An 11,817-nucleotide genomic window follows, 5' to 3' on the forward strand; every position below is an offset into this window, starting at 1 on the left:
TATGGATACGCCTTTTATCAAATACATCACTGGTACCCAACACTATGATGATGTATTGGCAAGAGTTGCGTCGGTCAAACATACATTATGGATAGGAACAGCTGACATCAAGGATGTATATGTAAAGGCTGGTGCAAAAGCAATGCCTTTACTTGCTGTACTTGACTTATTGGTTAAACGTAGGATTGCAATCCGTATTCTCCATGCCAAAGAGCCTGGAACTGCCTTTCGAGATGACTTTGATAAATTCCCAGCATTGTGGCCGGCCTTGGAAATGACCCTATGTCCACGTATTCATTTCAAACTAATGATATTCGATATGGATACAGCCTACATCGGCTCAGCTAACTTGACAGGAGCTGGAATAGGTATGAAAAGCACTCAAAGAAGAAACTTTGAAGCAGGTATTCTCACGAACGAGCCTTCCTTGGTAAACGCTGCTATTGGACAGTTTGATGAAGTTTGGCGTGGAGATTACTGTGCAAAATGTTGACGGAAGCAGTTTTGCAAAGAGCGAATACGTTAAAAATCAACGTCTAAAGCAAAACTTTTATCCTATGCCACAATATTTCATAGGATATTATATACCTTTGTAAGCAAACAATAACAAATAGCGTATGGCAGCAAATATCTTTGGCCGTTACGTATGGCTGATAGAACAATTCAGACGATATGGCCGACTGACCTATGAGGAGGTAAATGACCTCTGGCATAGAAGCGGGTTGAGCTATGGGGACGATGATGATCTCGCCCTCCGCACTTTTCATAACCATCGCAAAGCCATCTTCGACATTTTTGAGGTGGAAATCGCTTGTGACATCAAGGGTGGTTATAAGTATTATATCGACCATTCCGAAGACTTGGAGAAAGATAATCTTCGCATTTGGTTCATTGATTCCTATACGGCTATGAATCAGATTCAGGCAGATCGAAAACTGAAAGGACGTATCATCTTCGAGAATGTTCCTTCTGGTCACAAATGGCTCAATGTCATCACCGATGCGATGCGCAATAATCAGGTGCTCAATGTCACGCATCAAGGTTTTGGAAAACCTGAGCCTTGGTATTTCGACATCGAGCCTTACTACCTCAAAGTAGTGAAGCGCCGTTGGTATGTATTGGCTCGAAGTCCGTATTACTCCAATCGCAATCGCCAAAAGAACAAAGAAGATGGTGGCGACCGTCCAGAAGATGTATATATGGTCTATGCACTCGACCGCATTCTCGACTGCCATCCTACAGGCTCATCTTTCCAGATGAAGGAAGACTTCGACATCGATGAATACTTCCGTGGATGCTGTGGTATCATCCATTCTAAAGAAGAGCCCATAAGAGTTATGTTGAAGGCCTACAATGGTGGTCCTGATTATCTTCGTACCCTGCCAATACACGAGTCGCAACGTGAGCTTGTAGAACTGAAGGATGATGAAGCTTCCTATTTTGAACTGACCGTACGCCCAAACTATGACCTATATCAGGCCCTATTGGCTCAGGCCGATCAAATTGAAGTACTTGAGCCGGCATCGGTGCGTAATGAGATGCGCAACTTTGCCAAGAACCTGATGTCGTACTATAAAGAAAAAGAGCAATGAAAGACAGATTAAATTTTATCGCCATCGACTTTGAAACAGCTACACCTAAACGTGCCTCCATCTGCGAGGTGGGCATCTGCGTGGTACGGGGTGGCGAAGTGGTAGAAACTCGCTCTTGGTTGGTACAGCCAGAAGAAAATCTATATAGCTACTGGAACATGCAATGCCACGGCATTCGACCTGAAGATACAGAGAACTCACCTTCCTTCCCAGAAGTTTGGGAAGAGATTGAGCACCTATACCTCGATGAGTTTAACACCTTCGTAGCGCACAACGCTCCCTTCGACCGCAGCAGCCATGAACACTCTGCAAAACTTTATCGTCTGCATTTACCCGAAATCAACTGGCAGTGCTCGTTAAAGACAGCCCGACAGGTGTACGACTTCGGCTGCAACACCCTCGGCTACCTGTGTGAGCAGCTCGGCATCCCTGAAGGTACCCACCACCGTGCCGGCGATGATGCGGAGATGTGCGCACGGCTGTATCTCAAAGAATTAGAACTAATAAATCAGTGAATATTATGGATAATCAAACAACAATTGGTCGCCTATTTGGCGAAGATATGATAACTTTCGTTATACCGAGTTATCAACGAGCCTATTCTTGGCGAGTAGGTAAAGACGGACGAGCAGGACAAGTCGATATGTATCTGAATGATATTATCGACCAACCCGATGAGTCTGCTTATTTTCTTGGACACTATTTATTTGAAAAAGCTCAAGGAAACAGATACGAGCTCATTGACGGACAACAGCGGCTTACCACTACTGTCATTTTTATGAGTTGTTTAGTGAAAGAGTTGCGCAAAAGAGGAATTATTACTTTTGAGTTCAACAATACTACCTATGCAACCGAACAGATATATGAACGCTATCTTCAGCCACGATATGGTAGTCAGAAATTTGAAACTGTATCAGAGGATGCTTCTTTCTTTAATCGTTATGTAGTGGAATGCTCCAATGATGATAGTATCGAAACGGGACGGCGGTCAGAACGTCGCATACGGGAAGCTGTTTTGTTCTTCAGCGAGAAGATGTCGGCACAAACAGAGGTTGAGGTATTGTATAGATGGTTCTCGGTGATTGATAATGCCGTAATCACAACCTTCCTTCTTAAAGGTGAAACAGCCAAACTAACCGCCACACAGATTTTTGCCTTTCAAAATGACCGAGGGTTAGGACTTACTACATTGGAAAAGCTAAAAGCCTTCTTGATGCATCAAATCTATCGATGTAATGCGGGAAATGCGATAAGCAACATACATTCATTGGAAGCTAAGTTTGCATCTATATACAACTATATTGAGAAGCTCGAAACGAAAGAAGATACAGTATTAGGTTATCATTGCTCGGCCTTTCTCTCCAGTTACGATGCCCCATTAGATGCCATCAAAGAGCGGCTGCAACGTGTAGTTGACAAGGCTGGATGGATTAGCAAATTTTCCAGTGAACTGTGTCGTACCTTCTCCTTGATGTGCGAAATTGAAAATAGTTGGCATCTCTTCAACAGTCCCATCTCTGATGTTTGCATCCTCGACAAGGCTAATGCAATGCCTTTGGTGCTCAAACTCTGTCATTATAACAGTAAGGGCACGGAAGTCAGAAACATTCCGGCTATTGATGATGCCCTTAGATGGGTTGAAAAGATTTTATTCAAAATGACCTATACACTCGGGGGTTATCGCACCAATAACTTGATTGCCATTGCCAAAAACTATAAGCATGACGATTATGGTAGCCTCATAGCCGATTTAAACTACAAAAGTCAACATGGCTTCAAGGGATATTGGAATTTTGATGGTGATTGCTTACGTTATTTCACAGCCAATAAATATCATTATCGTAGAGAACTGCGCTACGTGCTATATAAATATGAGAATTATCTCCGTGCAAAAGCCCGTCAGCCACTTTTATCTCCTGACGAATGCACCAACGTATTCCGTGATGTATCAGTATCCAATACATTAGATCATATCACACCTCAGAACCCTGATTTTACTACCTACACAGAAGATTTCTGCAACGAATATCTCAATAATATCGGTAATCTTTCCCTCCTGACATGGGGCAATAATTCATCCAAAAAAAATCATAATCCGGCTGAAGGTGAAGTTATGGAAATATACAATAGTATTTTCTACTCTCAGAAGCAAATCTTCGAGACTCTTAAGGAAGACAGACAATGGGGTGAAGCCCAAATTATTGAACGGAGAGATAAAATAATTGCATTCATCAAGGAAAACTGGTTAAGCTAATCTCAGAAGAATCTGTTATGAACTATAAGAATCAACAATACGCCCGCCAAGAAGTGCTCATTGAAGAGGGGAAGGTATTCAACTTGGTAGCTGGTGGTGGCAGATTTATGGGTAAGCCACGACCCTTTGTTCTGCAAGAACCTGAAGCGAACCTTTATGCTCCCATCCGCGAAAAGGTTAAGGCCTATTTTACCGACAACCATATTGATTGGTGGCGAGGAAATGGACCATCCGGTCATACTCTGTCCTCGCAGATTGCTTGTCTCAATCATCTTATACCAATTATGGATGACCCACAGGCTGTGCTTGCCTTAATCAATGGCATTCGTAATGAGTTTACGGAAGTCCTTCCTATTAGTTGCGACACCCCCCCTGCCTATATATCCATTGAAGTAGTAAGCAGCAGTGACCACCTAAATGAACGTGAGTTCGACGAATTCAGAAAAGAGCAAGCTGTGTGTCAATAGTCCTTTGTACAATGATACACGGCTTTTTTGGGAACAGGCAATAGGCTGCAATAGCACCTAATAAATTGACGATAAAATTGTCAAAGCATCTATGTCTGGAGTGCTCCACCTGTGCAATATTCTTAAGCTCATCATTCACAGTTTCTATAATGGCTCTTTTTCTGAGTAAGAGTCTGTCAGAAACGCTCATTAAAGCTCCTTTCATGTTGCTTTTCAGCTTGGTAATAAGTTGTATTCCATCCACAAACAGCCTTTGGAAGAGATTCTTACCAATGTACCCCTTGTCTCCGACCAGCTTGCCATATATGAAATCTACAAACGCTTTGTATTCCAATGGCTTACGATCATCAACATCTCCCGGTGTTACCATAAAGTTGAGAAGTTCTCCTTTCTCATTACAAATCAAATGCAATTTGAAACCGAAGAACCAACCCATGGAGCATTTTCCTCTTTGGGCTATACCTTTTAAAACCTTATGAATATGTATTCTTTGGTTCTTGCAGACACGCAGTGGTGTGTTGTAAACAAAACTTATGCCCGTGCATTTTCCTAACAAGACTTTCTTGATAAACAAAGCGAGTGGAATGAGAACCTCCCTTTCTAATTCTACTATACGGTTGTATGAGACAACTTTAGGAAACAAATGACGCAAATGCTTACATACTTTTTCAAGATAGAAATGTTTAAAGCAGCGATAACCAGAGTCGTGAAAAAGGATCATTATCAGCATGACTTCTGCCTTTGACATCGTGGAATATCGATGATACTTTCGTTTTCCGGTAGGCTTTAGCGTATATTTTGCCACCATTGGATCAAAAAACTTGCAGAAATCATCTGCCATACAAAATATTTCAGTAACTTTGTCTTCGGTGATCATAGCGATTTTTGTTTGTAATTGTTTGTATATCAATACCTTAAAGTTACAACAATTTTCGCTAATCACCAAATTTATAGACACTTATAATTCATCGAACTCACGTTATAATAAGGTCAATAAGACTTCAATAATTTGGCGTATAGCTCATTTTGCAGGCTGTTTTTTTGTATTAGGTGTTCAATAGCTCAAATTGCAGGCTGGCTTTATTCAGAATATTCAAAGAGTTTATATACCTTTGCTATGCAGTCTGAAGCATAATGGGGCTCTGCTGGGGAGCAAGTCAGGATTTGCTGTCAATAAGACTTCTATAATTTCCACTACATAGAGAATTTCAGCTAATTCTTTAAATGAAGATATACTTGTATTTTGTCTTGCTCGCATTGCATGATAATACCTAAGTTCTTGAATGGAGATTTTTAAACTTTTCAGAAAAAATTCGGAGATACCCTCCTAAAATCTGGCGGTTATCTCCAAATTAGATGTTAAAAATACACTATTTTTTTGCTTCCATCACTCCCTCAATATAGAGGCGAGTCATTTCAGTTGCGGCATTGGTTCGTACAGTAATGCTCTTCTTAAAATGTCCCGGAAATTTACCGGTACCATTATAAGTTATATCTATTGAACCTTTCTGTCCGGGAGCTATAGGACGTTTATCATACCGAGGAACTGTGCATCCACAACTTGCTACAACTTGATTAATGATCAAGGGAGCCTTTCCGATATTCGTGAATGTAAACGTTACTTTTTGCACCGGGTTAGATTCTGAGAATGTTCCAAAATTGTGAACTACCTTGTCAAATTTAATATTGGCTTGGTTCTGTGCCATCGAGTATGACAAACCAAACATAATTAACAAAGTGAATAATAAAACCTTTTTCATAATTGTGAATATTTAATTTATTGTCATTATGATGCAAAAGTAGTTAGAAAGTTTAGAGAACATTTGTTTTTTTACACTTATTAAGTTGATATTTTCCGGTTTTAACATATCAAAAACTTTGATTTGAGAAATCTTTGTTTCTTTTTTCGTAGGAAAGTTGTACCTTTGCAATAGAAAAATCAAAAAGAATATAGAATGTATCGTACAAAAACATGTGGTGAGCTAAGATTGGCTGATAGTGGCAAAGAAGTCGTGCTTGCAGGGTGGGTACAACGTACCCGAAAAATGGGAGGTATGACCTTTGTAGATTTGCGCGACCGCTACGGCATTACCCAATTGGTTTTCAATGAAGCTGAAAATAAGGAGCTTTGCGACGAATCTAATAAGCTCGGTAGAGAGTATTGTATTCAAATCAAAGGCGTTGTGAATGAACGTCAAAGCAAGAATACTAAAATACCTACCGGGGACATTGAAATAATCGTAAAAGAACTAAACGTATTAAGTCCGTCTTTGACCCCTCCTTTTACCATCGAGGATAACACCGATGGGGGAGATGACCTCAGAATGAAGTTTCGTTATTTGGATTTACGCCGCCCATCTGTACGAAAGAATTTAGAACTTCGTCATAGAATGACCATACTCATCCGCAACTTTTTGGATAACAGAAATTTTATTGAAGTTGAAACGCCAATATTGATTGGCTCAACGCCAGAGGGGGCACGCGATTTTGTCGTTCCGTCTCGCATGAATCCCGGACAATTCTATGCCTTGCCTCAAAGCCCTCAAACACTTAAACAACTGCTTATGGTTGCCGGTTTCGACCGCTATTTTCAAATTGCCAAATGCTTCAGAGATGAAGATTTAAGGGCTGACAGACAACCTGAATTTACACAAATAGACTGCGAGATGTCATTTGCCAATCAAGAGGATGTTATTGAAATATTCGAAGATATGGCAAGACACCTGTTTAAGGAAATACGAGGCGTAGAGTTACCGGAAAAATTAGAGCAAATAACATGGAAAGAAGCCATGAGACGTTTTGGTTCTGACAAACCTGACCTACGTTTTGGTATGGAGTTCATTGAATTAATGGACTCTCTCAAAGGAATAAGCGATTTTTCGGTGTTTAATGATGCGGAATATATTGGTGGAATTGTGGTTCCGGGATGTGCAAATTACAGCCGAAAACAATTAAACGAGCTTACCGATTTCGTCAAACGACCACAAGTTGGTGCTAAAGGGTTGGTTTATATTAAATTTAACTCGGATGGTACTGTGAAGAGTTCTATCGACAAATTTTTCTCACCCGAACAGCTTAATAAAATAAAACAGGTATCCCATGCTAATGACGGAGATCTATTGCTCATATTGTCAGGAAATAACCCCAACAAGACTCGCATGCAATTATGTACGTTACGATTAGAGATGGGAAACCGTCTCGGGCTGAGAGATAATAACGTATTTAAATGTTTGTGGGTTGTAGATTTCCCACTATTCGAGTGGAGTGATGAAGAACAACGTTTAATGGCAACACATCATCCTTTCACGATGCCCAACCCGGAAGATTTACCACTCTTGAAAGAACATCCGGAAAAAGTAAGAGCCATGGCGTATGATTTCGTTTGCAATGGGATTGAAGTCGGTGGAGGCTCCATTCGTATTCATGACACGGAACTTCAAGAAAAAATGTTCGAGGTACTTGGATTTACTCCACTGCAAGCAAGAGAACAGTTTGGCTTTTTAATGAATGCATTTAAATATGGTGCGCCACCTCATGCCGGGTTGGCATTCGGATTGGACAGATATGTCAGTATCATGGCCGGTCTCGACTCAATCAGAGATGTAATAGCATTTCCCAAGAATAATAGTGGCAGAGATGTAATGCTTGATGCTCCTTCACAATTAGCCGATAAACAATTAGAAGAATTGCATATAAAATTGGACATTAAAGAATAAAAGATCATTGATATAAATCAATAAAATTAATGTTCAGTGGCAAACAAGAAGCATTTTCTCTTTTTTTTCAGCAGGAAATTAGATTTATCAAGAAAATAAAAGTACATTTGCAATAGATTTTTTTCGATTAAAGTTGAATTTAATTAATTGATGTTGAATATGGTAGAAAAGAAAACAACAACAGTAGCACCAAAGAAGGTAACAAATAGAAAAACTGTTGCCAAGAAACCTGTTAGAGTAATCGATTTGGGTTCTGAGAATATAGGGTTCAAGGCAGGAGATGTGTACAATGCGTTAGCTGCAGCGGATAAACCGCTTTTAGTAACAGAGATTGCTAAAGCTGCTAACATTTCGACCGAAGAAGTTTATCTCGGGATTGGATGGCTTTCAAAAGAAGGAAAGGTTAAAGGTGAAGCAAATAAAATTGCTTTAGCATAACAAATGATGCTAAAAAATAGGAGTCTGCAATTATTTTAATTGTATTGACTCCTATAACTCTGATATGGAGAGGTATAAAGAAGAAGTTATACGAGTTTTAATTGAAGCCGGCGCAAATGGTCTGCCTGTGCGTAAGATTTCTTGTCACGTCTTTAATGCTTGCAATTCATTCTTTTTTCCAATCAGCCCCGATGACGTACATCTATATGTAAGATCTTACTTGTATAGAACAAGCCTAATACCAAATTCAGAAGTTATAAGGATAAAAAGGGGACGCTATAAAATAAATCCCCAAAATATTATGATTAAATTAGCAAAGCAATCACTGCTGAACAAATTAGAAGTTGCAGAGCAAAAAGCTATGGTGCGAGAAAGTTCAGATAACAGCTTATGTCTGTTTTAACAAGTGCAGCTATTCAAAATTAATAGCCACAATATTTTCGTTTGCTTCCCATGCAGTATTTTGACTTGAAAAGTGAGTGTAGCGAGGCGCACTCGGTCGATGAAAGACGAAATAATGTTCACTTTTTGCCATCACTTGTAATTAAAAATACCATGAACAACTGAAAATTAGAATATTATTCGTATATTTGCGAAATAAGAATCATAAAATCATGAAACATTCAAATAATCACTTGGTAATAATGGCCGGAGGTGTTGGTAGCAGATTTTGGCCAATGAGTACTATCGAACGTCCTAAACAATTTATTGATGTTCTTGGGGTAGGGAAATCATTATTAAGATTAACTTATGAACGATTTGACGGTATCATCAACAATGAAAACGTTTGGATAGTAACTAATGAAAAGTATTCTGAGATTGTTCATGAGCAATTACCGGAAATTCCAATTAAAAATATTCTAACAGAACCTTGTCGGCGTAATACTGCTCCTTGCATCGCTTACGTGAGTTGGAGAATTAAGAAAGAAGACTCGAAAGCTAATATTGTAGTCACGCCAAGCGATCATATAGTTACAAACACTGTAGAATTCAAAAGAGTTATTTCAAATTGTCTTGGCTTTACATCTGAAACCGACGCTATTGTAACGTTAGGAATGAAACCAAACAGACCAGAAACAGGATATGGCTATATACAGGCTGACCTTACAATACCATCGGCAAGAAACAATGAAATATTTAGAGTAGATCAGTTCCGCGAGAAGCCCGATTTAGAAACGGCAGAGAAATATATCCAACAAAAATCATTTTTTTGGAATGCAGGAATATTTATTTGGAGTTTATCAACTATTATTAACGCGTTTAGAATTTATCAACCGGGAATTGCAAGGATTTTCGAACAGATTTATGATAATCTCGGAACGCAAAATGAACAAATAGCTATCAATAAAATATACCCTGAATGTGAGAGTATCTCAGTTGATTACGCTATTATGGAAAAAGCAGAGGAAATATTTGTATGTCCGGCTGATTTTGGATGGAGCGATCTTGGAACCTGGGGCTCTTTGCTGATGCAAACAAAACGCGATTTATATGGAAATGCAATTATAGGCGACAACATAAATGTTTTTGATAGCAAAAATTGTATCATTCATTCAACCAACAATAAGAAAGTTGTCATTCAAGGTCTTGATAGTTATATCATTGCTACAACGAGCGATTCTATTCTCGTGTGCAAGCTATCGGAAGAACAAAGAATAAAGCAGTTCTCAGGTGAAGTCTAAATATATGTCATATAAATTGATAATGAGACTTATGATAAATTGATTATATTATATATCATGAATAGCTAAATCTGAGAGTTGAGTAATTTAGAGGATGTGTTAGAATGCAAGAATAAATAATTGTTAAACTTGAATGAAAAATTTATTTTTTTTACTTTTTTATTTGTACCTTTGTATCAACATATTTTATATATTAAATATTATGAAAATGAATAAAACGCTCTTACTACCTTTATCCGATAATAAAATGAAAAAGATTTATTTGTTGGCTACTATGATAATCTGTTTTATCGGGTTGTCATCCTGCGAAAAGGCGATTTTGAATGATTTTGATAAATCTGACGTTAAGTCTCACGACACGTGTATGGTTTCATTCAATGTGAATGAGGAATTTATAAATGTGTCAGATATGCCTATGACGCGTGTAGATGCTGCGGAAGGAAAGTTTTATGCTATTAATATATATGAGAAAAAAACAGGTGTAAAGTCATATGCCAAATATGCGTATGGATTGTTTACCGATCCATCTCAGATGAAGATAGTACTCACAAAGGGAAATGTATATCGCTTTGAGTGTCTTGTTGTAACAAATGCTGAAGATGCTGTATATAATGAAGATGGAGAGTTTTTCGCTCCATTCCTCCATGGGAGCAAAGATAATTTGCCCACAAAAGCTGAAAATAAATTTATTAAATCAACGAGTATAAATCTCTCAAATATTCAAGAGGGACGGACAAGAATATCTACGACTAAAACGGTTTTATATCCTCGTATGTACAAATCATATGGTGTGTTGGAGAATTTTGACCCATCGAGTTCTCAAAAAGTTGCTTTACAGACTAAGCGAGCAGTCTTTGGTTTGCATCTCATAATAACACCACCCTCAGAGGGTAAACTAAATATCACTTATCTTTACAACACCTTAACATTGAATCCAACTGATCCTATATATGATCATTCATCCATTTATTCGTTCAATAGAATTGACTTAGCAAGTATTGATGGTTACCATGGGGAATTTAAGTTTCTTTTGACATGGGAGAAAGAGGATGGAACCAATCTACAAGCAGAGAAGGTAGTTGATCTTAAACGTAATGTGAACACAAAAGTGAAGGTGAACGTAAAAGAGCCGGAGTCTTCTGTTGTGGAAATAGCGGAAGAAAATGAAGATATGGGTGAAGATACTGTAACGTGGACAGTAGAAGACTAAGCTTTTTGCTGATAAATCATACTAGACTTGGTGTCGTAAAATAACAGTTCCTTCCGGTTTTCCGGATTTAAGAATTATGGCATCCCCCCTCCTCCCTCCCCCACTAAATTTCGACTGAACCGAGGTATATACTATATATGGTTAGAGAAAACACATCAGGTCCGTATAGTTTATTTGATATTTCGTGAGTTCTCTAAAAAATAATTTAGGATACTACTGGCTTTCTCCATGTGTTCCTCGCCTCCGGATAATGATTTTTGGAACACATTTATTTTAGTTTTTGAGAACTTCATAGGCATGAGAGTAATTACAACAATTGGGAACAATGCTGTGCTAATTCCAAATAGAAGTGCAAAATCTCTGTGGGTGCAATAACTATGAAAAACACCGCGGAGGTTTGCCTTGCGGCTGGGGGCGCGAAGCCCCCAAAGAGCATTGACGGATAACTTAAGCAATAC

The 11,817-nt window shown here is 38.7% G+C and carries 12 protein-coding genes; 10 read left to right on the top strand and 2 right to left on the bottom strand.

Translation table 11 applies throughout. The annotated features are described in order from the left end of the window. The first annotated feature begins 1 nt into the window (after position 1). The 5 genes from E0E16_RS03655 to E0E16_RS03675 all read left to right on the top strand — a co-directional run bounded on the left by E0E16_RS03655 (position 2) and on the right by E0E16_RS03675 (position 4,313). Positions 2–493, top strand: coding sequence for a phospholipase D-like domain-containing protein (locus tag E0E16_RS03655; protein WP_130828909.1), 492 nt, complete (start codon positions 2–4; stop codon positions 491–493). 124 nt (positions 494–617) lie between these two features. Beyond that, complete coding sequence (locus tag E0E16_RS03660; RefSeq protein ID WP_130828911.1) at positions 618–1,592, top strand: helix-turn-helix transcriptional regulator; 975 nt, start codon at positions 618–620, stop codon at positions 1,590–1,592. Further along, entirely contained in the window at positions 1,589–2,107 is a 519-nt protein-coding gene (locus E0E16_RS03665; RefSeq protein WP_130828913.1) for a 3'-5' exonuclease, read from the top strand. The genes E0E16_RS03660 and E0E16_RS03665 overlap by 4 nt, the downstream gene beginning before the upstream one ends. A 5-nt stretch (positions 2,108–2,112) precedes the next feature. Next, complete coding sequence (locus E0E16_RS03670; protein WP_130828916.1) at positions 2,113–3,846, top strand: DUF262 domain-containing protein; 1,734 nt, start codon at positions 2,113–2,115, stop codon at positions 3,844–3,846. Positions 3,847–3,863: 17 nt separating this feature from the next. After that, entirely contained in the window at positions 3,864–4,313 is a 450-nt protein-coding gene (locus tag E0E16_RS03675; RefSeq protein ID WP_130828918.1) for a PGN_0703 family putative restriction endonuclease, read from the top strand. Here E0E16_RS03675 and E0E16_RS03680 read toward each other — a convergent pair. After that, on the bottom strand, positions 4,285–5,190 hold the full coding sequence (locus tag E0E16_RS03680) for an IS982 family transposase (protein WP_130828920.1): 906 nt from the start codon (positions 5,188–5,190) through the stop codon (positions 4,285–4,287). The genes E0E16_RS03675 and E0E16_RS03680 overlap by 29 nt on opposite strands. 493 nt (positions 5,191–5,683) lie before the next feature. Beyond that, on the bottom strand, positions 5,684–6,073 hold the full coding sequence (locus E0E16_RS03685) for a DUF1573 domain-containing protein (RefSeq protein WP_130828922.1): 390 nt from the start codon (positions 6,071–6,073) through the stop codon (positions 5,684–5,686). A 195-nt stretch (positions 6,074–6,268) separates the two neighbouring features. Here E0E16_RS03685 and aspS point away from each other — a divergent pair, with 195 nt between their 5' ends. From aspS to E0E16_RS03710, 5 genes are all read left to right on the top strand, one after another. Beyond that, entirely contained in the window at positions 6,269–8,029 is a 1,761-nt protein-coding gene (gene aspS / locus E0E16_RS03690; protein ID WP_130828924.1) for an aspartate--tRNA ligase, read from the top strand. A 159-nt stretch (positions 8,030–8,188) separates the two neighbouring features. Next, complete coding sequence (locus E0E16_RS03695) at positions 8,189–8,467, top strand: winged helix-turn-helix domain-containing protein (RefSeq protein WP_130828927.1); 279 nt, start codon at positions 8,189–8,191, stop codon at positions 8,465–8,467. A 64-nt stretch (positions 8,468–8,531) separates the two neighbouring features. Further along, a complete protein-coding gene (locus tag E0E16_RS03700; RefSeq protein WP_130828929.1) occupies positions 8,532–8,870 on the top strand; it encodes a hypothetical protein in 339 nt (112 codons plus the stop codon). A 211-nt stretch (positions 8,871–9,081) separates the two neighbouring features. Next, a complete protein-coding gene (locus E0E16_RS03705) occupies positions 9,082–10,149 on the top strand; it encodes a mannose-1-phosphate guanylyltransferase (RefSeq protein WP_130828931.1) in 1,068 nt (355 codons plus the stop codon). 202 nt (positions 10,150–10,351) lie between these two features. Then, positions 10,352–11,359: a hypothetical protein gene (locus E0E16_RS03710; RefSeq protein ID WP_130828933.1), complete on the top strand. Its 1,008-nt coding sequence runs from the start codon at positions 10,352–10,354 to the stop codon at positions 11,357–11,359. The last annotated feature ends 458 nt before the right edge of the window (positions 11,360–11,817 follow it).

Source organism: Prevotella rectalis, assembly GCF_900607215.1.
GTDB classification, from domain to species: domain Bacteria; phylum Bacteroidota; class Bacteroidia; order Bacteroidales; family Bacteroidaceae; genus Prevotella; species Prevotella brunnea.

Excerpts from the sequence above, each read along its gene's own strand:
- E0E16_RS03705 (WP_130828931.1), top strand. The coding sequence starts at position 9,082 with ATGAAACATTCAAATAATCACTTGGTAATAATGGCCGGAGGTGTTGGT.
- E0E16_RS03695 (WP_130828927.1), top strand. The coding sequence starts at position 8,189 with ATGGTAGAAAAGAAAACAACAACAGTAGCACCAAAGAAGGTAACAAAT.
- aspS (WP_130828924.1), top strand. The coding sequence starts at position 6,269 with ATGTATCGTACAAAAACATGTGGTGAGCTAAGATTGGCTGATAGTGGC.
- E0E16_RS03700 (WP_130828929.1), top strand. The coding sequence starts at position 8,532 with ATGGAGAGGTATAAAGAAGAAGTTATACGAGTTTTAATTGAAGCCGGC.
- E0E16_RS03675 (WP_130828918.1), top strand. The coding sequence starts at position 3,864 with ATGAACTATAAGAATCAACAATACGCCCGCCAAGAAGTGCTCATTGAA.
- E0E16_RS03710 (WP_130828933.1), top strand. The coding sequence starts at position 10,352 with ATGAAAATGAATAAAACGCTCTTACTACCTTTATCCGATAATAAAATG.
- E0E16_RS03660 (WP_130828911.1), top strand. The coding sequence starts at position 618 with ATGGCAGCAAATATCTTTGGCCGTTACGTATGGCTGATAGAACAATTC.
- E0E16_RS03655 (WP_130828909.1), top strand. The coding sequence starts at position 2 with ATGGATACGCCTTTTATCAAATACATCACTGGTACCCAACACTATGAT.
- E0E16_RS03670 (WP_130828916.1), top strand. The coding sequence starts at position 2,113 with ATGGATAATCAAACAACAATTGGTCGCCTATTTGGCGAAGATATGATA.
- E0E16_RS03680 (WP_130828920.1), bottom strand. The coding sequence starts at position 5,190 with ATGATCACCGAAGACAAAGTTACTGAAATATTTTGTATGGCAGATGAT.
- E0E16_RS03665 (WP_130828913.1), top strand. The coding sequence starts at position 1,589 with ATGAAAGACAGATTAAATTTTATCGCCATCGACTTTGAAACAGCTACA.
- E0E16_RS03685 (WP_130828922.1), bottom strand. The coding sequence starts at position 6,073 with ATGAAAAAGGTTTTATTATTCACTTTGTTAATTATGTTTGGTTTGTCA.